Origin of the sequence: Myroides odoratimimus, assembly GCF_001485415.1 — a bacterium.
Classification (GTDB): Bacteria; Bacteroidota; Bacteroidia; order Flavobacteriales; family Flavobacteriaceae; genus Flavobacterium; species Flavobacterium odoratimimum.
Genome location: NZ_BCMQ01000007.1, coordinates 76,913 through 100,227 on the forward strand (window position 1 = coordinate 76,913; position 23,315 = coordinate 100,227).

Consider the following 23,315-nt stretch of genomic DNA (forward strand, 5'->3'; position numbering starts at 1 on the left):
TGGAACTATTTTATTCTCTTAAATAAGTAACTAGAATTAAAGGCACTTTATGTACAAAAAAAATACTGCTCTACTTCTATTATGAAGCAGAGCAGTATATTATCAAACTAATAACTAACTTTCTTATTTAATTAAAGCGAGTTGTCGCTCTATTTCTTTTACAGTAGGGGCATAGTCTATACCAAGTCCCTCTTGTTGATAATCCAATTCTCCTTTGGTATTAAACACACTAATGATATTAGAGTGAGAGAAGTCTATTGGAGAGATCTTTTTGTAATTCACAGCAAGAGTAGCCGCAAATTCTCTTGTGTCTTCTTCAGTAGAGCGTAAGAATACCCATTGAGGGCCATCCATTTGATTCTCTTTAGCAAATGCTTTTAGACGTTCAGGAGTATCTACTTGTGGGTCAATGCTGACTAATACATATTTTACCTTATCTGCGTTTTTACCTTTTACTCTTTCCTCGATATTACGCATATCAGCTACTAATCGAGGACATGCAGCTTTACAAGAAGTATAAATCATGACCATGACTAATACATTGCCCTGTAAGTCTTTTAACTCAATATCCTTACCATCTTGTGTAGTCCAGGTAGAAGGTAGATTGTAAATAGACAAATCAGAAATCTCTTGTGACTCTGTTGTCTGTTCTGTAGCTTGAGGTTGTTCTTCTGTAGCTTTAGTCTCTTTACAACTAGTTAGTAGTAAAGTAGAGCAGCTTAGTAATGCTATCAATGTCTTTTTCATAATGATGTTCTTTTTTTTTAAGGGTTTTGTGCACATCTAAAACCTAAGTTTTTTGTTGTAAAGTTAGCTCTAAGACTACCTCTAAAACCGTATCGCATAAAGGCAGCATAGTCCATCAGGTCAGAAGCATTAATAGAAGCACTTCCACAGAATAAGTTCTCGTCATTGCCCTTGTCTTTGCGACTTTCTCCAGACAAGAAGATTGAATTATAGTCTGCTACCCACTCCCATATTAAGCCATGCATATCATATACACCCCAGTAATTTTTAAAGGTGCTCCCTACAGGATTGACATAAGTCTTAGGAGTCTCGTACCAAGCGAGGATATACTTATTGTATTCTTCTTTTTGGCGAGCATCCATATTCTTAGCATCAGCCATGGCTACATACTCCCATTCATCCATAGTAGGTAATCTTTTGCCTTCTAACTCACAGTATTTTTTAGCTGCGAACCAAGATACATTGGTCACAGGAGCATTAGGTTTTAAGTCGCCATAGTCTAAATCACTTTTCCAATGAGACAAATAACTTTTATTAGCGAATAACGCTTTGATCTGTGAGCGTTGGTAATTTGGGTTTTTCTTTAAGAACTCTACATACTGTTCATTGGTCACAGCGTATTGATCCATTTTGAAAGAAGCTACTTTTACATAGCCTTCTTCTGTACTACCGTAAAGTGGAACAAAAGTTCCACTTTTGATAGTGACCATCGGTGTCGTTTTCTGAGCATATATTCCTGTATAGGATACTATGCTCAGAAGACACACAATGAAGTTTGATTTATCAAGAAAAAACATTTTATCTATTTTTTTGAACCATTTGAGGGCTCACTACAGTTTTATTATTTCCCCAACTATTGTACACATAAGTCAATACGTCAGCTATCTCTTGGTCACTTAAGTTTTGACTTGTCATGATAGAGTTATATTTTACCTTGTTAACTGTAATCTCTCCTTGTAGTCCGTTTATAACTGTTTTTATCGCTCTATTCACATCTGCATTTAAGTAATCAGATTTCGCTAGAGGAGGGAATATTTTCTCTATACCCTGTCCTTCAGATTGGTGACAAGCAAAACATGTTCTAGTAAACACACTCTTACCATCAGCTATTTGTTGTGCAAGCGTTTTGTTTTCTATTACCTCTTTTTTAGCTGGTTCTTTAGGCATATTTTGTATAGTACCTCCTTCAGGTAAGTATATTCCTTCTTTTATTTTACCTGCAAATACTTTCTGGTTTTCGTCTCCTTCTACTTTCAGCATTCCCAGTGCTCCTTTATTAAAGGCTCTAAAGATAGAGTGGTCTACTAATACAAATGTACCAGGTGTATTTACTTTAAATTCTACTATCGCCGCACCTCCTGCTGGTATAAGTGTAGTCTGTACGTTTTCGTTGATTAGATCAGCACCTTCTACATGTACTCTATCGAAGATCTCTCCGATTACGTGGAAAGAACTCACTAAGTTAGGTCCACCATTACCTACGTATAACCTTACTGTTTCTCCTACTTTAGCAGTGATTGCATTTTCATTGACTAGTCCGTTTACATGTCCATTGAATACTACATAATCAGGCTGTTCTTTTAATGCTTTATTCATGTCGAATGGTTGTAGCCCTTTCTCTCCATAGTTCCCTTTTGTATAGAAGTCCCCTTGCATCACATAGTACTCTTTGTCTACAGGAGGTAGTCCACCTTCAGGCTCTACTAAGATTAGACCATACATCCCATTAGCGATATGCATCCCTACAGGAGCAGTAGCACAGTGGTATACATATAGACCAGGATGTAGTGTTTTAAAAGAGAACGTTACCTCGTGTCCAGGCGCTACTAGTGATGATGCAGCTCCACCTCCAGGACCTGTCACAGCGTGAAGGTCAATATTGTGAGGAAGCTTATTATCTGGGTGATTTTTAAGTGTGAACTCTACTTCATCACCTACACGGGTACGGATAAAGCTACCAGGTACGGTACCACCGAAGGTCCAATACATGTATTTTACCCCATCTACCATTTCACCTTCTTGTTCTAAAATCTCTAGATTAACAATTAGTTTCGTTGCATCCCTTTTTCCTACAGGTTTAGGTACTAGGGGAGGTGCAGTTAGTTCAGCTTCAGCTTCTCCTTTGACTACTATTTGTTCAGCCATTTCTGGAGTCATCTTTGTAGGAGTCTTGTCCTTCTGTTGACAGCCTCCGATTGTTAGTAAACCTAGAGATAATAGTAGTACTCCAAGTTTGGTTTTTAGTGTTTGTACCTTTGTATTCATAACTGTGTTCTTTTGTTCATTTTTGTATATCAAAGATAAAAGACCTTATTGTCTTTTATTGTGATAAATATCAGTTTTTAAAAATTGAATGAACTTTTTTTACTCGTTATAAAATAATTATAAGATTGGAAGTATTTTGGCTAAATAGCTGGATATTATAGAAGTATATTGCTAATCTTGCGTGTGAAATAAAGGGTGGTAAATAAAAATAATACTAATATTTTTAAAGTCACTTCGCGTACTGTGATTATTAGAAACGAAAATTTATACTTAATTATAAGGTATTATAGTTTGTGAAGATTAGATAGAGAAGTTTTGATCTATCTGTTTAAGGATAATCTCTGCTAATAGTTTTTTAGCACGCATAATTTTTACCTTGACATTGTTTAAAGGCTCATTTAAGGCTTCTGCGATTTCGTTATAAGACATTTCTTGGAAGAAGCGCATATCTATTACCTCTTGATAATGAGGTTTAAGTAAGTTGATATAACTTTTAAAGATCACTAGATTCTGTTCTTGTATCAGTTCATCTTCTTTGTTCATTGTATCATCTATGATATCGTGATACTGTTGATTCTCCTCGTCATTGATATCTAAGAAAGACATATTCTTGCGCTTTCTGATCATATCGATATGCACATTTTTAGCAATGCTGATCAGCCAAGTATTAAAGGCATAAGTAGAATCGTACTTACTGATATTGGTAAATGCCTTCGAAAAAGTTTCAATAGTAATATCTTCAGCATCCACTTCGTTTGCTGTTCTTTTAAGCATAAAGTTATATACTTCAGACCAATAATGGTTTAGCAAGAAGGTAAACGCTATCTGGTCTCCCTTTTGAGCTGCTAGGATATTTTCTTGAACTAAGTTTTTCAAATTTTTTTACGTGTAATAAAATGTAGTATTGAGTAATACGTAGTGATAAAAATATGAATAATTTCTAAGAATGGCAGTGTCCACACCAAATCTTTATCATCAAATACTTTAAATAACTTATAGTTATAGATGTATATAATCAAATAACGGAATACAAATAACCCTAGTACAATTTCCCAGTTAAAAAGAAAACTGATCAGTGTAGTGAAAAGCCCGAAGAACAGAAGGTGACATAGACTAAAGAATCTAATTTTAAATTGTGTAAAGATAGATGAGGTTCTAAGGAGTAAGTCATACTTCTTGATATTACCTGTCCATGTACTAGTCTTGCTCTCCACTTGTAAGCATACGAAGCTGTCGCGGTCATGTGCAGTTGTTGTATTACTACTAGTCCCTATTTGATTGATGAAGGCATACTCATCTCCATAAGGAGTTTTCATATGGTCTATAAACCCGTTTACTTTAAAGAACAACTCTTTATTATATCCTTGATTATAAGCATTGCCGTGGATAGGTCTACCATAAGATACCCATGAGAATAGGTTTATTGTCTTATACGTATTTTGGAAACGGATTAATTGATTGATAAAAGACCTTTTCTTTTTTTCGATTTTAGTATGTCCTAGTATTACTTTCTTAGTAGAAGAGAATCCTTTGCTTATCGCTAATAACCATTTATCTGATATAGGAGTGACAGCAGGTTCTGTAAAGATGAAGCGCTCATACTTAGCTACCTTCATCCCTAGAGTTAAAGCGTACTTCTTATTGCCCCAGAAGGCCTCGATATTTTCTACATTGACTAGTCTAGTGTTAGGGTAAGTCAAACAGAATTTTTCTAATATTTCTAAGCTTTCGTCATCAGACGCACTATAGACTAGTATTACTTCATACTCAGGATAGTCTTGTTGTATAAGTACAGAAAGGAAGTTTTCTAACTTCTCCTGTTGATCTTTTACATAAGCAATGACAGAGATAGGTTCTAGATCAGCGTATCGTTTAGTCGGAAGGCTACTAGACATAGCTAGTGGTCCATAGATGATAATATACTGTAATATTTCTATAACTATAACAGCAATGAAAATGTAAAATAAAAGTGTTAGCATAGTGAATATCTATTCCCGTAAGGTCTGCAAATGTACGATTAATCTGTTAAAAGAATATAGAAGCCTGTTTAAAAATAGTTTATATATTTTGATTACACACCTTTTAGGTTACTACTGTATTATATTTTTTTAGATAGATATAATTAACTAAAAGAAAATATGTAGTAATTCACCCCAAGTAGGTGTATATATTTACTTATAAAAGTATTTTAAACAAGCTAAATACATTTTTAAAAGATATTAACTTCTGCATGAATAGAAATGCCAAATAGCTTAAAAACTTCTCGCTGTACAGTCTCTGCTAATTTCTTGATTTGTCCTCCTTCTGCTTTTCCGTAATTAACTAGCACTAGAGCTTGCTTCTCATGTACACCAGCATCACCTAGTCGGTATCCCTTAAAGCCACTGGTCTCGATTAGCCATCCTGCAGGTATTTTTACCTCCTGTTCATTGATGACATAATGAGGCATGCTAGGGTATACTCTGTGCAGTCTCTCGAAGGTGTCTCTGTCTACGATAGGGTTTTTAAAGAAGCTACCACTATTACCGATTTCTTTAGGATCAGGCAGCTTACTCTGTCTGATAGAGATCACAGCATTACTAATATCTCTAATACTAGGAGCAGTAATGTTATCAGCGTCTAATTGACTTTTTATAGCGCCGTATTCTACCTTTAGATTGTGATTTTGTTTAGTTAGTTTATACGTTGCAGATAGAATGATGTATTGATTCTTTAGCGCATTTTTAAACACACTTTCTCTATAGTCAAACTCACATTCAGCATTCGTGAAGTCAACCACTTGTAATGTCTCCATATTAAGAGCCTTACAGCTGTGTAGCACATCTTTAATCTCTACTCCATAAGCACCAATATTTTGGATAGGCGTAGTCCCTACATTACCTGGTATAAGAGATAAGTTCTCCACACCTCCATAGTTGTGCTCGATACACCATAGGACGAACTCATGCCAATTCTCTCCAGCCTCAGCCTCTACATATACATAGTCGTTATCCTCATTGATGATATTGATTCCTTTTAGATCTAGCTTGATGACAATCTTATTGATGTCTTGTGTTAGTAGCATATTACTACCTCCTCCTAAGATGAATAGCTTGTCACTTTTATTAGCCTTGACTATTTCTTTTAGATCATTTATCTGTTTTATTTCAATAAAATATTTAGCCATTACATCTAATCCAAACGTATTATATGGTTTTAGCGATACATTCTCGTGAATATTCATTGTCTTAGGGGTATTATTAGTTTATTCTTCGTTTTGTTGAATTTTAAAAATCTCGTAACCTTGGTTTACACTATTTAACAAGCTTTCTGTTCGATCAGCGTGTGTATCCGAAATAAAGAGTTGACCAAAGGTATCTAAATTAACTAGCTCTAAAATCTTGCGGACTCTATTCTCGTCTAATTTGTCAAAGATATCGTCAAATAAGAGGATAGGAGCTACGCCTCGCTGTGTTTTTAAAAACTCAAATTGAGCCAATTTTAATGCGATTAAGAATGACTTTTGCTGTCCTTGTGAACCAAACTTTTTAATAGGATGTCCTGTCAGTTCGAATGCCAAGTCATCTTTATGTATCCCGACAGAGGTGTACTGTAGCATACGGTCTTTGGCAAGATTCTCTGCGAATAGGTCTAGCATAGATTTATCATCTAACTGCGTCTCATATTCTAGAGATACATCATCTTTATTCTCTGTGATCAGACTGTGATAATGAGAGAATATAGGAGTGAATTCTTTGATGAAATCTCTTCTTTTCTCGTGAATAGGGTGTGCCAATTCTGCAATCTGCTCATTATAGACTGCCAACGTCTCTCCGTCGAAATAGTGATTCTGAACGAAGCTCTTAAGAAGCGCATTACGCTGACTGATTAGCTTCTGGTATTGTATAAGCAGTTGTAGATAGTTGCCATCCATCTGAGAGATCACACTATCGATAAACTTACGTCTAGTCTCACTTCCTTCTGTAATTAAGTCGCTGTCAGAAGGAGAGATAATCACTAGGGGAATAAAGCCAAAGTGATCAGAGAATCGTTCGTAGTTTTTATTGTTTCTCTTTAGGATTTTTTTCTGTCCTTTTTTTAGGCTACATACGATGTGCTCTTCCTTTTCATCTCTAATGAATGTACCATCGATTACAAAAAAATCTTCGTTGTGTTTGATATTCTGTACAGCTATAGGGTTGAAGTAACTCTTCCCGTAAGCCATATAATATATAGCATCTAAGATATTGGTTTTACCAACTCCGTTTAACCCAATAAAACAGTTTATTTTCTGGTCAAAAGAGAAAGTATTATCGCTAATATTCTTGAAATTTAATATGTTTAATTTTTTTAAATACACGTGGTTACTGGTTATTTTAACGTTTTAGAGAGTGCTTTATCAAATTTTGGTGCAAATTATCAAAAATATAGATAGAAAGCACTTTTATATTACAATAAAAATCCTATTTTTGCGACTCATTAAACTTTGTATAAATGGCAACTTATAATAAAAGAGGTTATAAAGCCCCTAAACCTGAACAAGAAAAAGAAGATAATGAGTTTGAACAATATAACAATATTGATTCATCTAACAGTAAGACAGCTGAGGTATTTAACTCTTTAGATCAAGGAGCAAATAGAATGGAAAGCTGGGTAGTGCGCAATCAAAAAGTAATTTTTGGTATCGTAGGTGCTGTTGCTTTGGCTACTTTGGGGTATGTTGGTTATGACAAATTTGTTGTTGAGCCAAAAAATGATGACGCTGCGAACGAAATGTTTCAGGCACAGAGTTATTATAACGATGCTTTAATGAATGGTACTGCTAAAGACTCTTTATTTAACTTAGCACTTAATGGTGGAGAAGGTAAACTAGGATTCTTAGGAATTATAGAAAATTACGGTGGTACACAGTCTGCAGATTTAGCAAACTACTATGCGGGTACAGCATATTTACATAAAGGTGATTTCCCTAAAGCAATCGAGCATTTAGAGAAATTCAAAGGAAATGATGCAGTATTAGCACCATTAGCTTTAGGAGCTATTGGAGATGCTTTCTCTGAATTAGGGCAACAAGAGCAAGCTTTAGAGTATTATCAAAAAGCAGCTGCTAAGCAGAAGAACGATTTTACTACACCTAGATATTTAAATAAAGCAGGTTTAGTTGCTTTAGAATTAGGTAAAAAAGAAGAAGCGCTTAAGAGCTTCAACGAGATTAAAAATAACTACCAAGGTTCTGTAGAATACAGAGGAGTAGATGCCTTGATAGGTTTAGCACAATAAGTATGGCAACAGCAAATAAAAACTTATCTGAATACGATAAAACTACACTTCCTGACGGGAAAGATTTTAGAGTAGGTATCGTAGTTTCAGAATGGAATGACCAAATCACTAATGGATTGTATTCTGGTGCAGAAGCAGCCTTATTAGACTGTGGTCTATTAGCTGAAAACATAGTTCGCTGGAATGTACCAGGTAGCTTTGAATTAATTTTCGGAGCAAAAAAAATGATAGAAGTAGATGAGACCTTAGATGCAGTTATTGTAGTAGGGTGTGTGATTAAGGGAGAGACGATGCATTTCGACTTCGTATGCGAAGGAGTGACACATGGTATTAAAGACCTTAACTTAATCTCTGATATTCCTGTGATCTTCTGTCTACTGACAGATAACCATATCGAACAATCTATTGCTCGTAGTGGTGGAGAACACGGAAATAAAGGTACAGAAGCAGCTATCGCAGCTTTAAAAATGATAGATTTAAATAGAAAAGCGTAAGCACAATCTATTTATAGGATATAAGATAGAGGATTTCTAGCAATAGAAATCCTCTTTTTTTGTTTTATATTTTTCTGTAAGAGGGGATGTCAGACTATTAATACTGTTTAGTGAGTACCCCTTTTCTTTATATTTTTTCTTTTCTAAAATAATCTTTCTTCTTTTTTAAAAAATGGATCTATTTCAGCACCTTTTTTAGGGGTTTAAAGAGAACTAATCCTACTTTTTTACTCTTTACCCTCTATTTCCCTTCTTTTTGGGTTTTAAATTAAAAAAAGTATATGCTTTTTTTTAGTCTTGTGTTTTTATTAAGTGATTGATTTGTAGTTGTTTATTTGTTTTTGGGTCAGATTTGTGTTTTACTTGAATAGGCTTTCAACCCTTATAAATAGGGGGTTCTGCTAAGATCCTTCGACAATACATGGACAATACTCCGTATTTAGTGGAGGAGAGCGCGTGTTTATCCAAGGATGCTCCTTTTATTCTCAGAGCATTCTCCTCTAAGAATAAGGTAAGGGGGGAATTAAGAATTAGTAATTAATAATTAAGAATGTATGCCTAGGGCATAGGAGAATAGGGAGCAACTACATCAGCTTTAGGATGGGATTCTTCGCAGGCTCAGAATGACAAGGGGAGGGGATGTGTAGGATGAGATTCTTCGTACGCTCAGAATGATAACGGGAGTGGAAGTACTATCATCATAATTATTCTAGAGCTTATCAGCAATGTTATTTACTAGATAAGTATTTAAAAAAAGGTTGTCATAGGATGAGGTGAGTAGTGTTTAATTCTATAATTCAGAAAGTGTCCTCTATATTTTAGAAATAAATTACAATAGAGAAATAGTAAAGGAATTTTTAATTCTTTAAATTTGTCCTTTAAGTGGAATTTATCTAAACAATTAGATTAATAATAGAGGAGCAAATAGATGTCAGATATTATTCGTTTACTACCAGATCACGTAGCGAATCAGATAGCAGCAGGGGAAGTAGTACAACGCCCTTCGTCTGTGGTTAAGGAATTGATAGAGAACTCTGTCGATGCTGGAGCTACAGAGATTAAGTTGATTCTAAAAGAAGCTGGTAAAACTTTAATACAGGTTATTGATAATGGAAAGGGTATGAGTGATGTCGATGCACGTATGTCATTCGAGCGTCATGCTACTTCTAAGATTTCCAAAGCAGAGGATTTATTTGCGCTAAGTACTAAAGGATTTAGAGGAGAGGCTTTGGCTTCTATCGCAGCGATTGCTCACGTGGAGTTAAAGACTCGTACACATGAGGCTGAGCTAGGTACCCATATCGTTATAGAAGGGACTAAACTAGTGAGTCAGGAAGTAGCTGTTACTCCTGCAGGGACTTCATTTTCAGTAAAGAATTTATTTTTTAATATACCCGCACGACGCAATTTCTTAAAGTCCGATAATGTAGAGTTTAGAAATATTATTGATGAGTTTGAGAGAATCGTATTAGTGCATCACAATATACATTTCTCTTTAATACACAATGGTAGCGAAGTGTTTAATCTATTGCCTACGAATGCTCGTCAGCGTATAGTCAATGTATTCGGTACTAGAACAAACGAAAAGTTAGTACCTATAAAAGAGAATACAGAGATCGTAGAGGTAACAGGATTTGTGGGGAAACCTGAGTTTGCTAAAAAGAGTAGAGGAGAGCAATTCTTCTTTGTGAATGATCGCTTTGTTAAAAGTGGTTATTTACACCATGCTATTATGGCGGCTTATGAAGGACTTTTAAAAGAAGGAACACATCCTAGCTATTTCATTTACTTTAATGTACCACCAGATAGTATAGATATCAATATACATCCAACGAAGACTGAGGTAAAGTTCGACGATGAACAGGCCTTATACAGTATTCTTCGCTCTATCATTAAGCATAGTCTTGGACAGTTTAATGTAGCGCCGGTATTAGATTTTCAGAGAGATGCTAGTTTAGATACTCCGTATGACTTCGAGGGAAAAGAAGCATCAACTCCTACTATAGAAGTAGATAGAAACTTTAACCCTTTTCACAGAGAGCTACTTACAGAGTCAGATAAGTTTGAATATAATCCATTTGATAATAATGCGGCTATGTTTATCGGAGCTACGGATAGTAGTATAGAGAACACTCGCTTTATAGATGATCTGGAGAATAATGAGACGTATGTATCCATGAATCCGTTCGGGGATAAGGTGACGAATAAGGGGAATGATATAGAGAATAACCGCTTTATAGATGTCCTAGAAAGTAAAAGTAATACGGAAGAAAATATTTCTTTAGGTGAGACGTTAGAGAGTAAAAGTAATCATAGCCCTTTAAGTTATACTGATGATCTAGGTGAAGTACTAGAGAGCAAAGGAAATAATACTGTAGAGGATAGATATGAAGAGGAAATCACACTGGGATCTAAAGTAAATAAAGAACCAGATGTTATAGAATCTAAGTTTAATAAACCTTCTGTGAAGAAGAGTTCGTCATCCTCATTCTCTAAAGGAGCCTTGTCTTCTAAGAGTAATATAGAAGGATGGGAGAATCTCTATGAAGGACTTCGTTCTTCTGGGGAAGATCTAGATGTGTCTGGCATAAAATTAGAGAGTGATTTTGTGACAGGGAATCTGTTCGAAAATAAACAAGAGGAAATCACGGGAGTGAAACGCTTCCAGATTAATAGAAAGTACATTGTCAGTCCGATAAAGTCAGGAATGGTAATCATCGATCAGGGGAGAGCGCATCAGCGTATATTGTATGAGAAGTTTATGGAGAGTATACAGAATCATACAGCCTCTTCTCAACAGTTATTATTTCCATTGACATTGTATTACTCTCCTTATGAGGTAGAAATACTAAGAGAGTTATACCCGATGTTACAACAGACTGGTTTTGGGTTTGAACACATGACACAAGATTATGTGGTTATCTCAGGATTGCCTGTTAATATATCAGAGAGTGAGGCTTCTATCGTATTAGAAGATTTGATTAGTGACTTCCAAGATGGAGTACCTAAGACAGCAATGGGACAAAGTGACCGCATTGCCAAATCATTAGCACATAGTTTATCTGTGAAGACAGGAACTGTGCTAAATGATGAAGAACAAGAGAATATTGTGAACTCATTATTCGCTTGTCAAGAACCAAGTGTATCACCTTTTATGAAACCTACTTTTGTAACGATGAAAGTAGAGGATATAGAAAAAAAATTCGCATTATAATGAGAATATCAGAGACAGTAAAGCATTTAATTATAGTGAATGTAATCTTCTTCGGAGCTAGTATGTTTATACCAGCGATCAAAGAGTTATTCGCAATGTATTATTTTGAAAGTCCATCATTCTATGTTTGGCAACCTTTAACTCATATGTTTATGCATGGGAGTATCATGCATATTCTGTTTAATATGTTTGCTTTGTTTTCTTTTGGTAGTACGTTAGAGATGATGTGGGGAGGTAAGAAGTTTCTTACTTTTTACTTGCTATGTGGATTTGGAGCGGCTCTATTACATACAGGAGTGAATTATTTTAGTGTTCATTCTGCTGTGTCTACTCTTACAGATAATGGGTATAATGCTAGTGATGTAATGGCGCTATTAAAAGAAGGAAAGTATGATCTAAGATGGGGAGGTATACTAGGAGATGGTCAGTTACATAATTTTCTATCTGCATATAATACGCCTGTAGTAGGGGCATCAGGTGCTGTGTATGGGTTGTTAGTGGCCTTTGCGTTTATGTTCCCTAATGCAGAGTTAATGATGATGTTTATTCCTGTGCCTATTAAAGCTAAATATTTTGTACCAGGTATTTTATTGATAGATTTATACGGAGGTGTTGCAGGTAGCTTCAGTCTATTCGGTGGAGGTGGAGGTATCGCTCACTTCGCTCATATAGGGGGAGCATTGATGGGGTATTTATTAATGATGTATTATAAGAAGACACAGTTTAACAATAACCGTTGGGATAGATAATGAGTAAGCTATTAGATGATTTGAAGTTCCAGTATAGAGCTGGTGGTATTGTGCAAAAGTTGATTTACTGGAATGTAGGTATTTCAGTAATCATTATGTTGTTGCAAGTATTCTTTTCTTCCTTTAGCGCTAGTTTATTATCTTGGTTAGCTCTTGGGAGTAACCCTATGTCACTATTGTATAAGCCATGGACGTTATTGACGTATTCATTCGTACATGCAGGAGTGATTCACCTTCTTTTTAATATGATTGTCTTGTTTTTTGTAGGAAGATTATTTGCTACTTTTTTTACAGACAAGCAGTTTTTAACTTTGTATCTATTAGGTGCTTTATTAGGTGGTGTGATCTTCTTGCTAGGTGGAATGTTTATGTCGACAGGGTCTATACTAGTAGGAGCCTCAGCAGCTACTATAGCTCCATTAGTAGGAGTGGCAGTGCATGCTCCTATGATGCAAGTGCGATTAGCTTTAATCGGAAATGTAAAGATGTGGCATATTGCTACTTTTATCATTATTTTAGATGTTATCCAGTTGAATACAAGTAATGTAGGAGGGCATCTGGCTCACTTAGGTGGTGCGCTAATGGGACTGATCTATATTAAAATGTTAGAGGCAGGAACCGATTTAAGCATTATCTTTGATAAAATAAGTAACCTATTTAAACGAAATCAAGGAACTCGTTTTAAGAAGGTATATGTAAATAATAAAGAGAATCGCCGAGAAACAACAGTCAGTGAAAACAAGGATGAGAGACAACAGAAAATAGATAAAATATTAGATAAAATCAGTAAATCTGGATATGAAAGCCTTACTAAAGAAGAGAAAGACTTTCTGTTTAGAGCTGGAAAAGAGTAAAATATGAAGAACCTATCTTGGTTTAACAAGTTTGTATTTGGGACTAATATATTAATGGCGATTATGTCATTAGTAGGGTATTTTTTGCCTTTTTTAGCACCTAAGTTATTTCCTTTATTATCTGTATTTACGCTAATATTACCTTTCTTTTTGATTATTAATCTAGCGTTCTTTATCTATTGGTTAATTCAATTAAAAAGGCAAATATGGTTGTCTTCTTTAATTCTAATACTTGGGATTACTTTTGCTAATAAGTTTTATAAGTTCTCAGGTAGAAATGAGGAGGTCGGAGAAAAGGAGTTCACTTTAATGAGTTATAATGTTCGTCTTTTTAACTTGTTTAATTGGATCCCAGATGAGCATGTTCCTGATAAGATTAAAGAGTTTGTAGATCTACATGATCCTGATGTATTGTGCTTTCAAGAATATTCTAAGAATACAAATATAAAGTTCAGCCAATATCCTTATAAGTTTATTACCTCACATGGTAATAAGATAAAAACGGGACAGGCTATTTATTCTAAGTTTAGAATTATAGATAAGGGAGAGATTAACTTACCTAGTTCTAATAACAATGTGATTTTTGCAGATATTCTAAAAGATCAAGATACAATAAGAGTGTATAGTATTCACTTACAATCTATCAGTATTAGCCCTGATATCCACGAGAGTATTGATGAGGCTAAGTCTAAGCTAATCGTTAATCGTATAGCAAAGGCATTTAAAGAACAGCAGATGCAATCCGAGTTAATAGAATCTCATATGAATGATGTGTCTATCCCTAAGATTATCTGTGGAGATATGAATAATAGTGCATTCTCGTATGTGTATAGGAATATTAGAGGGAATCTAAATGATGCATTCGTAGAAGGGGGGACAGGATTTGGTAAGACGTATGACTTCGCTTATCCGATGCGTATTGACTATGTGTTCGTAGATCCTCGTATTCATGTCAAGTCATTTAAGACTTATCCAGAGTTTAAAAATTCGGATCACTTCCCGTTAATTACAAGATTGGAAATCGATAGCCAAGAAGATAAATAAAAAAGAGCTTAAATAATTATTTAAGCTCTTTTTTGTTATATTAAGTCTAAGGTTCTTTCTAGTGCTATCCCTCTTGATCCTTTAATCAAGATTAGCTTATTCTTAAATACTTCGTTAGAATGGTCAAGAATATGTTGTTTAAACAAGTCAAACGTTTCGAAGAAGTGTATGTCTTCTTGTGTGACATTAATAGATGCTTTAAAGAACTCTCTTCCTATAAAGTATGCTGTTTTATTTTTAACATCACTTAATCTAGTCACGATATCTTTGTGCTCTTTATAACCTTCTTTTCCTAGCTCAAGCATATCTCCTAAGACGAATACTTTATCGCGTTGATCATTTAGTTGATCAAAGTTAGTCAATACAGCGTCCATACTGCTAGGATTAGCATTATAAGCATCTAATAAGATCATAGAGTTATCTTTAGTAATCCACTGTGATCTATTATTAGTAGGGATATAGTGTTCTATGGCTTCTTTAATATCGTTTAAATCCACATTGAAGAATTGACCGATAGTTAATGCAGCAGCTATATTAGTCGCGTTATAGATTCCTGTAAGGTTAGAGTTAATTACCTCTCCTTTATAGTATACTGTAGCGTTAGGTTGAGCTTCTAATTGTTCAATAACGATATCAGCAGAGGAATCTGTACCAAAAGTATAACGGCTGAAGGTCATTGTTTTTGCATCTTGTCTAGGGTCATCTAAGTTGACAAAAGCTGTTTTATAGTTATCTTCTAAATAGTCGTATAATTCACTTTTAGCCTTAATAACACCTTCAAACCCACCAAAGCCATCTAAATGTGCTTTTCCAAAGTTAGTAATGTACCCGAAGTCAGGATCAGCTAATTCACATAAGAAAGCTATTTCTTGTTTGTGGTTAGCCCCCATTTCTATAATACCTAAGTCTGTCTCTTCTGTAAGTGAAAGTAATGTAAGCGGAACACCAATATGGTTGTTTAGGTTTCCTTTAGTAGCTGTTACTTTATATTTTTTGCTTAGTACTGTAGCGATAAGTTCTTTAGAAGTAGTCTTTCCATTACTACCTGTTAGCGCTATAATAGGTAAGCCTAGTTGTTGTCTATGGTGTTTAGCTAACTGTTGTAAAGCTCCTAAGGCATCTGGTACATAAAGCATTTTAGCTGGATCAGTAATCAGCTTTTTATTGTCCATAATCACAAAGGCAGCCCCTTTATTAAGTGCGTCTTGAGCAAACTCGTTAGCATCAAAGTTATCTCCTTTTAATGCGAAAAAAAGAGAGTTAGGATGTATGTTTCTAGTATCAGTAGATACACCATCACACTGTAAAAAACATTGGTAAATTTCAGTAATATCCATGAATCAAAAGTATAAAAAAAAGCCCTAATACAATTAGGGCTTTTGAAAAAAGAATATTTTAAAATATGTTAATTCTTCGTTTTTCGCTTATCTGATTTAGGACCTACTTTAGTCATTGCTAATCTGAATCCAATATAATCTGTAGCTTGGTCTTCTGGGAAGAATCTTCTCGTAGCAGGGTCTAACCAATATGCTCTATCTTTCCATGAACCTCCTTTTATAACACGAGATTTCTCATCGTAAAGAGTAACTTTTTTAATTGGTTTAGGACCTTCTCCTTTTATTTTACCACCTAAACCTGTCTGGATATTGTCATCAAATATAGAAGGGTCTAATTCTTCTTGAGCAATTTGTCCAGGTAGATTGCGAACTCTTAATTTACCAGTGCTTAATGTATCAAACTTCACAGTTTCATTTGTTGTAATTTCGATTTTACCATCAGCACCTATTTTGTTTTTATAGTAAACATTTCCTTTATAGAAGTTGAAGTCAGTGTCGTTTAGATCAATAGTTGGGTCATAAACGTCAGCTACCCATTCAGCAACGTTACCAGACATGTCGTATAAACCGAAATCATTAGGAGGGTATGATTTTACTGCATTAGTGATATCACCATTGTCAGTAGACCACCCCGCTATACCACCATAGTCACCACGACCTTGTTTATAGTTAGCATATTTAGTGTTCTGAACGATTGGTTTTCCTTTTTTGCGTTTGCTGCTTTTATCCCAAGGATATTTTTTACGTCCTTTATAGTTGTTGTACTCTCTGTTACCTACTAATCCTATAGCAGCGTATTCCCATTCAGCTTCTGTAGGAAGTCTAAACTGTGAGGTAAACAAACCAGAGTTTTGAGTAGCGTATAAGTTGCGATCACCTTCTTGTGCTTTGTTTCCTTTTCCTTTATAAGCGATATCGCTATTCCCTCCATAAACAGATTCTGGAGAGATAAGGTAAGTATCTGTGCTAAAGTGAGCATCAGATCCTGCTTCAAGAATTTTAGCATCTTTCTTTAAATAACCTGCTTTTTCTAGTGCTAATTCGTTAACACGATCAGTTCTCCATTTAGCATAATCATTTGCTTGTACCCAAGTAACACCCACTACAGGATAGTTAGCATAAGCAGGGTGTCTTAAGTAGCTAGTGATAAGTGATTCGTTGAACCCAGAAGGACCTCTCCATACTGTCGTATCAGGAATAGCACTTTTATAAATCTCTTGATATAATTCATTGTTTTGAGGATATACAGTACGCAACCAATATAAGTATTCATTATACATGATATTGGTAGTTTCTGTTTCATCCATATAAAACGATTGTACGTACATTTCTTTAGGATTGTTATTCCAATCAGCAAGGATATCCTCTTGTATACGTCCCATTGTAAATGTACCTCCTTCTACAGCAACCATTCCTTTAGGAGTACGTTGTTCGTATTTGGTGTTGTATTGAAAACCACCTTTACTATCATTGATTTTCCAACCAGTAGCCGTTGATACGTTGCTGTTTGAATTTCCACAACTCGTAATACTAGCAGCAACTAATATACCTGCCAGTAGTCGAAAGTTTAAAAGTTCTTTAATCTTCATCTCGTTATAAATGGATATAAAATTGTACGCAATTTAATAATTAACGTTTAATTAGCAATGTGAATACTTTCATTTAATCGAAAAAGTATCAATAATTTTTATTTTTTAATAAGCAATTACACTTATAACGTCTAAAAGTATTTTGTATTGCTTAACAAAAAAATAATTGTTTTGTATAAAGTCATACTTTATACGCAGTGCAAATGTAGTTCGAATTACTTAAATGCCATACAAAATAATTGACAATATAAGGAGAAGATTGCTTGTTCTCTCTTGTGAATTTGCTTTTGTTTCTATGTTTAATTAAGTAATTATAATGCAAAAATGTACTGTAATAAGATTAATACCAAAAATTAGAAGTAGATTCTTTTAATAGTATAAAAATGGGGGTGAATATCTTTGAATTATACAAGGAATAGCCCTTAGTTTGAGTAAAAATAGTATTAAGTTTACTTTGTATAAGATACGTGAAAAAGAATTAAAATGTTGATGGTCAAAGTTTCTTGTAGAGTAAGGTATATATTTCGTTTATAATGAAGATCAAAATAATAATTGTTGTTTTTATAAGTTATAATAATAGCTAGAGTCAGATTTTAGTAATGTTAAAAAGATTATATTTGTGAATCTTAAAAAAATAAAGATGAAAAAAGTTACAGCCTTATTTCTTACTGTTTTAGCGGGGCAGTTTATATACGCTCAGAAAGTAGTAAGACCTATAACTACTGGAGTACCTTTCTTATTAATATCTGGAGATGCGAGATCATCAGGGATGGGGGATATCGGGGTTGCGACTTCTAGTGATGTGTTTTCTCAACAACACAATGCCGCGAAGTATGCATTTGCTACACAAGCACAAGGTTTTTCTGTAAACTATAGTCCTTATATGTCTAAAATTAGTAGCGATATGGCTTTAGGTCAATTAACCTATTTTAATAAGTTCAATGAACGTAGTGCTATTGGAGCAAGTTTACGTTATTTTGGAATGGGTGAAATGGAGTTTAGAGATAGTTATCAATCAAGTTCAATCATAAAAAAGCCTAATGAGTTCGCTGTTGATATTTCTTATTCATTGAAATTAAGTGATCGTTTTGGTATGGCAGTAGTCGGACGTTTCATCAACTCTAATCTTAGAATGCCAGAATTAGATGGATCTAACTCTATGGCGAGTCAAGTAGCTGTAGATATAGCAGGTTTCTATGAATCAGATGTAATTAGATTTAGTACTTTCGATGGTAGATGGAGAGCTGGGTTTAATATTCAAAACTTAGGACCTAAGATAAAGTATGAAGATGAACAGTATGGATCTTTTCTTCCTGCTAACTTAAAGTTAGGAGGTAGTTTTGATTTTATTATTGATCAACAGAATACATTAACTATCTCAGGAGAACTTAATAAGTTATTAGTTCCGACACCACCAGAATATAGAAATGATCCAGAAGCGTTAATCGAGTATAATGATACTGGATGGCTTAAAGGAGTGTTTAAATCATTTGGAGATGCGCCTAATGGATTTAGTGAAGAACTGAAAGAAGTAGCGTGGTCTCTAGGAGCAGAATATTGGTATGACAATAAATTTGCTTTTAGAACAGGATACTTCCACGAAAGTCCAGAAAAAGGAGCTAGACAGTATGCAACTTTAGGAGCAGGTTTTAAATATAATATGATGGCTATAGACCTATCGTATTTATTTTCAACATCAAAAATAAATAACCCAATGGAGAATACATTGCGATTCTCATTAACATTCGATTTAGGTAGAAAAACTTATCGAAGAGGTTAAAAAAAATAGTATATTTGTATTGAATCCAAACCATCCCCAATAAGATGCGTTTGGATTTTTTATCTCTAATAGTCAAGGATTATGAAAAAAATTGAAATCGTAACAACGTTCTTAGAATATGATTCAATAGCAGAATTAGAACAAAAAGATCAAGAGTTAATGAATAGGGCTGTAGAAGTGAGAAAGAAGGCTTATGCTCCTTATTCTAAGTTTAGAGTAGGTGCAGCTATCTTATTAGAAGACGGAACTATCGTAGTGGGATCTAATCAAGAGAATGCAGCTTTCCCATCAGGATTATGCGCTGAACGTACTGCTATATTCTATGTAGGGGCTAATTATCCAGATCAGAGAATCTTGAAGATAGCTATTTCTGCATCATCAGATTTAAAAGTTACGAGTACTCCAATTCCTCCATGTGGAGCGTGTAGACAAAGTATTTTGGAATATGAGACAAAACAAGACTCTGCTATAGAAATGTTCTTTATGGGAGCAGAAGGTAAAGTGTGTTACTCTCCTTCGTTAGTAAATATCTTGCCTTTTCATTTTGATAAAGACTCGATGTAAAAGATGTAAAAAAAGAGCTAATCGCATTTATTTTGTTAAGTGAGTTTCGATTTGTACTATAACATTAGTGCAAAGTTGACTATATTTATAAGCATTGTGATATTTTTTAAAAATTAGTAAATATTGATAGATACTGTGTCAATTAAATTATTAATTTTGATACGAGATTTATATCACAATGATATAAACCTTAAGCCATTAAAAAATATTTAACCATTGGCTTTTTTTAATTCTTAAAATGGATACATACGCCCAGATCATTACAATGTTGGCTGGTTCTAACATTGTACACGAAGAGATTTCAGTAGGTAAATTATTACTTACTTTATTTTTAGTTTTCTTAAACGGTTTTTTCGTTGCAGCAGAGTTTGCAATTGTGAAAGTTCGTACTTCTCAAATAGAAGTTCATCAAGAACTAAATTCTAAAGTAGCAGGTATTGCTAAGAATATTGTTTCTAATCTTGATGCATATTTAGCAGCTACACAATTAGGTATTACCCTTGCTTCACTAGGGTTAGGATGGGTTGGAGAAAGCTCATTAACACCTGTTATTATGTATTTGTTTGAAATCTTTGGTTTCACTGGACCTGAATGGTATGGTGTAGCTAAGAGTGTTTCATTTCCTGTAGCCTTTGCTATTATCACAATATTACATATTGTTTTTGGTGAATTAGCACCTAAATCACTAGCTATTCACTTCCCAACGAAGACGACATTTACTATAGCACTTCCATTGCGTATATTCTATTTCGTATTTAGACCTATTATTTGGTTGATGAACGGTTTAGCTAATGGTATATTGCGTATTGTAGGTATTAGCCCAATTCACGGAGCTGATATTCATACAGAAGAAGAGCTTAAGATGATTATTACTGAGAGTCAAGAAGGAGGAGCTATTGAAGAAACAGAGCGTGTTCTGATTCAGAATGTATTCGACTTTGATGACAGACGTGTAAATAATATTCAAAGCCTACGTAAAAATGTCTCAGCTATCGAGATTAATACAAGTGTAATAGAGGCTATCGATTATGCAATCAATGAAGGATATTCTCGTTTTCCAGTGTATGAAGATAATTTAGATAATATTAAAGGTGTTATTTATACAAAAGACTTGATGAAAGCAATGATTCAAGATAAGAGTAACACAGATCTAGCTTCATTACTACGTGAACCTATTTATATCTCTGAGAATGCACTTATTAAAAATGTATTAAAACAATTCCAAGCAAAACACTTACAGATGGCTATTGCTACCAATGAAGTAGGAGAGTTTACAGGTATTGTGACTATGGAAGATATTCTAGAGGAATTGGTAGGAGAGATCCAAGATGAATATGACAATGAAGAACCTGTAGTACAGAGTATGGGAGAAGGTAGATATGTAGTTAGTGCACATTATAACTTATCTGATATTAATAGACTAGTACCTGTTAAGTTTGAAGAAAGTGAACACTATGATACACTTGCAGGTTTAATCAGTGAAGAGTGTCCTGATGACGAGTTTAAAGTAGGAGATATTATAAGACTTGATGACTACGAAGGAAAAATACTTAAGATGTATCGCAATTCAGTAGAGCAAGTGGAGTTAAGCCTTTTAACTAAAGAACAGAAGGAAGAACAATCAGAAGATAAATAATCATAGAGGACAGTATTCGTACTGTCCTTTTTTTTGTAGATTATCATTTGAGTAATTCATTTAGTCATTGTATTGCTACAATTTATCACATTCTAATCAAACGATTAGGAAGAGAATAACAGCAATTATATATTTGTTTATCTAAAAAGATTAAAGAAGATATGAGATATAAGATTTGTTATGATATAATAGAACCAGAGGATTATATTAATATGCGTACAACCTGTGGTTTATCTGAAAAGAGAATTATGGCAGCTGTGATTGGTCTTGCTAATTCTCTATGCTGTGTGTCGATACTAGATACAGAGAATAATGATAAGTTCGTAGGGATGGGAAGATTAGTAGGTGATGGAGGGTGTCATTGTCAGGTAGTGGATATTTGTGTATTACCAGAGTACCAAGGACAAGGGTTAGGTAAGTTAGTAATGACTACATTGACAGAATTTATTAATGATAATCTACCTGAGTCATGCTATGTAAACTTAATAGCAGATGGTGAAGCTTATAAGTTATATGAGCATTATGGTTTTAAAGAAGTATGGCCTGTCTCTAGAGGAATGGGGTATGTCAAGAAGAATTAAGAAAGTGAAAGACGACTTTATAGCAAGGCTATAAAGTCGCCTTTTTGCTTTTAATAAGTAATGAAACTAAGATCGCTATAGTAGCAAAACTAATCATTACGACAGTGATATTAGGCATAGTACTACTAATGTATAAACCTGTACCAATCAAGATATAATACAATAATCCGAACAAAGCACTAGCTGTACCTATGGACGATTTGTATTGTAGTAAGGCTTGACTAAGGATATTAGGAATCGCTATCCCGAATGCAGTTACAATAAATACCATCGGGATTAGAAAGTAAAGCGTATTCCCTATTAGAATTAATACTAAAGCATTCACAATAGCTATAGTTGCCGCAATCTTCATTAAGGCAATAGGTAAATATCCTCTCTCTAGTAATTTTTTGTTTAGAGAGCTTCCTATAAAAGAACCTACTGCTAGTACAATACCACTATATCCATATACTGTTGGGCTTAATCCTTCTTGTTCAAATATAAAAGGAGCAAATGAGTAATAACTAAATAGAAGGACATTGTAAGCCATGACTAACAAAGCATATTTCCACAATAGAGAGTCAGTGTACATTGTCTTAGCTAAGGCTATTATTTTATCTAAGGTGATCTTGTCAGTATGTTGTTTTGTCTCTTTTAAGGAGAAGAAGGATGTACTGACTAACAGTATAGATAAGGTAGCTAGTACTGTGAATACTCCCCAATAGCCAAATTGATTAGATAGAATTCCTCCCATTAGTAATCCTATAACAGGGCTTACTGATAAGGCGATCCCCATGATAGAAAATACTTTAGCTAGTTCTACTCCAGTATAACTGTCTCTCATCATCGTTTGTGTAATCACTGATCCTACAGCTATACCAAAGGCAGCAATAAACCTTGCGATAAGTATTGTTTCAAAATTAGTAGCAAGCAAGGCTAACACAGAAGCAAGAGTATACGTTATTAGCCCGCTTAGCATCGCTTTTCTTCTACCGATATAATCACTTAGTATTCCCCAAAAGATGACACCAAGTGCAAAGGCTATAAAGTATATACTTATCGTTAGCAATGTAGTCTCCTTCGTTACATCAAATGCTTTAGCTAAATGCGTTAAGGCAGGACTGTAGATGGTCTCAACGAATTGAGGAAACATCATCAGTACAATCATTAGCGCTAAACTGTTTTTTGTCTTCATTGTTTTTAATTTTTGACAAAGGTCTTTA

General features: G+C 34.5%; 20 protein-coding genes. 10 read left to right on the forward strand and 10 right to left on the reverse strand.

The window, feature by feature from the left end; genetic code table 11:
• Nucleotides 1–123: 123 nt before the first annotated feature.
• From MODO_RS08885 to recF, 7 genes are all read right to left on the reverse strand, one after another.
• The gene (locus MODO_RS08885; protein WP_006260292.1) at nt 124–747 is read right to left on the reverse strand and encodes an SCO family protein; all 624 of its coding nucleotides are present in this window, start codon (nt 745–747) and stop codon (nt 124–126) included.
• 17 nt (nt 748–764) lie between these two features.
• On the reverse strand, nt 765–1,544 hold the full coding sequence (locus MODO_RS08890; protein ID WP_006260291.1) for a formylglycine-generating enzyme family protein: 780 nt from the start codon (nt 1,542–1,544) through the stop codon (nt 765–767).
• A gap of 1 nt (nt 1,545) precedes the next feature.
• Nucleotides 1,546–3,045: a copper-containing nitrite reductase gene (gene nirK, locus MODO_RS08895; RefSeq protein WP_006260290.1), complete on the reverse strand. Its 1,500-nt coding sequence runs from the start codon at nt 3,043–3,045 to the stop codon at nt 1,546–1,548.
• Nucleotides 3,046–3,312: 267 nt separating this feature from the next.
• Entirely contained in the window at nt 3,313–3,888 is a 576-nt protein-coding gene (locus tag MODO_RS08900; RefSeq protein WP_006260289.1) for an RNA polymerase sigma factor, read from the reverse strand.
• Nucleotides 3,885–4,991, reverse strand: coding sequence for a glycosyltransferase family 2 protein (locus MODO_RS08905; RefSeq protein WP_006260288.1), 1,107 nt, complete (start codon nt 4,989–4,991; stop codon nt 3,885–3,887). The genes MODO_RS08900 and MODO_RS08905 overlap by 4 nt, the downstream gene beginning before the upstream one ends.
• A gap of 230 nt (nt 4,992–5,221) precedes the next feature.
• Nucleotides 5,222–6,235 carry a UDP-N-acetylmuramate dehydrogenase gene (gene murB, locus MODO_RS08910; RefSeq protein WP_006260287.1) on the reverse strand — a complete coding sequence of 338 codons (1,014 nt, stop codon included), beginning with the start codon at nt 6,233–6,235 and terminating at the stop codon, nt 5,222–5,224.
• A 21-nt stretch (nt 6,236–6,256) separates the two neighbouring features.
• Nucleotides 6,257–7,351: a DNA replication/repair protein RecF gene (gene recF / locus MODO_RS08915; RefSeq protein ID WP_006260286.1), complete on the reverse strand. Its 1,095-nt coding sequence runs from the start codon at nt 7,349–7,351 to the stop codon at nt 6,257–6,259.
• 134 nt (nt 7,352–7,485) lie between these two features.
• Here recF and MODO_RS08920 point away from each other — a divergent pair, with 134 nt between their 5' ends.
• The 6 genes from MODO_RS08920 (at nt 7,486) to MODO_RS08945 (ending at nt 14,626) form a co-directional block, all read left to right on the forward strand.
• Entirely contained in the window at nt 7,486–8,271 is a 786-nt protein-coding gene (locus MODO_RS08920; RefSeq protein ID WP_006260285.1) for a YfgM family protein, read from the forward strand.
• Between the two features lie 2 nt (nt 8,272–8,273).
• Nucleotides 8,274–8,765: a 6,7-dimethyl-8-ribityllumazine synthase gene (gene ribH, locus MODO_RS08925; RefSeq protein ID WP_006260284.1), complete on the forward strand. Its 492-nt coding sequence runs from the start codon at nt 8,274–8,276 to the stop codon at nt 8,763–8,765.
• A 928-nt stretch (nt 8,766–9,693) separates the two neighbouring features.
• Nucleotides 9,694–11,979 (forward strand): DNA mismatch repair endonuclease MutL, encoded by a 2,286-nt coding sequence (gene mutL / locus MODO_RS08930; RefSeq protein WP_006260283.1) that lies wholly within the window; start codon nt 9,694–9,696, stop codon nt 11,977–11,979.
• Nucleotides 11,979–12,728, forward strand: coding sequence for a rhomboid family intramembrane serine protease (locus MODO_RS08935; protein ID WP_006260279.1), 750 nt, complete (start codon nt 11,979–11,981; stop codon nt 12,726–12,728). Before mutL ends, MODO_RS08935 begins: the two co-directional genes overlap by 1 nt.
• The gene (locus tag MODO_RS08940) at nt 12,728–13,582 is read left to right on the forward strand and encodes a rhomboid family intramembrane serine protease (RefSeq protein WP_006260278.1); all 855 of its coding nucleotides are present in this window, start codon (nt 12,728–12,730) and stop codon (nt 13,580–13,582) included. The genes MODO_RS08935 and MODO_RS08940 overlap by 1 nt, the downstream gene beginning before the upstream one ends.
• Nucleotides 13,583–13,585: 3 nt before the next feature.
• Nucleotides 13,586–14,626 carry an endonuclease/exonuclease/phosphatase family protein gene (locus MODO_RS08945; protein ID WP_006260277.1) on the forward strand — a complete coding sequence of 347 codons (1,041 nt, stop codon included), beginning with the start codon at nt 13,586–13,588 and terminating at the stop codon, nt 14,624–14,626.
• 35 nt (nt 14,627–14,661) lie between these two features.
• Here the strand turns inward: MODO_RS08945 and MODO_RS08950 are convergent, their stop codons facing one another.
• Together MODO_RS08950 and gldJ are read right to left on the reverse strand one after the other, a co-directional pair.
• Nucleotides 14,662–15,963 (reverse strand): UDP-N-acetylmuramoyl-tripeptide--D-alanyl-D-alanine ligase, encoded by a 1,302-nt coding sequence (locus tag MODO_RS08950; protein ID WP_006260276.1) that lies wholly within the window; start codon nt 15,961–15,963, stop codon nt 14,662–14,664.
• 68 nt (nt 15,964–16,031) lie between these two features.
• On the reverse strand, nt 16,032–17,552 hold the full coding sequence (gene gldJ / locus MODO_RS08955) for a gliding motility lipoprotein GldJ (protein WP_006260275.1): 1,521 nt from the start codon (nt 17,550–17,552) through the stop codon (nt 16,032–16,034).
• Nucleotides 17,553–18,192: 640 nt separating this feature from the next.
• Here gldJ and porV point away from each other — a divergent pair.
• The 4 genes from porV to MODO_RS08975 all read left to right on the forward strand — a co-directional run bounded on the left by porV (nt 18,193) and on the right by MODO_RS08975 (nt 22,113).
• Complete coding sequence (porV, locus tag MODO_RS08960) at nt 18,193–19,332, forward strand: type IX secretion system outer membrane channel protein PorV (RefSeq protein ID WP_006260274.1); 1,140 nt, start codon at nt 18,193–18,195, stop codon at nt 19,330–19,332.
• A gap of 81 nt (nt 19,333–19,413) precedes the next feature.
• Complete coding sequence (locus tag MODO_RS08965) at nt 19,414–19,896, forward strand: cytidine deaminase (RefSeq protein WP_006260273.1); 483 nt, start codon at nt 19,414–19,416, stop codon at nt 19,894–19,896.
• 238 nt (nt 19,897–20,134) lie between these two features.
• Nucleotides 20,135–21,532, forward strand: a complete 1,398-nt coding sequence (locus MODO_RS08970) for a hemolysin family protein (RefSeq protein WP_006260272.1) — start codon at nt 20,135–20,137, stop codon at nt 21,530–21,532.
• 161 nt (nt 21,533–21,693) lie between these two features.
• Nucleotides 21,694–22,113 (forward strand): GNAT family N-acetyltransferase, encoded by a 420-nt coding sequence (locus tag MODO_RS08975; RefSeq protein WP_006260271.1) that lies wholly within the window; start codon nt 21,694–21,696, stop codon nt 22,111–22,113.
• A 28-nt stretch (nt 22,114–22,141) separates the two neighbouring features.
• Here MODO_RS08975 and MODO_RS08980 read toward each other — a convergent pair whose 3' ends face one another.
• A complete protein-coding gene (locus MODO_RS08980; RefSeq protein ID WP_006260270.1) occupies nt 22,142–23,287 on the reverse strand; it encodes a multidrug effflux MFS transporter in 1,146 nt (381 codons plus the stop codon).
• Nucleotides 23,288–23,315 lie beyond the last annotated feature (28 nt).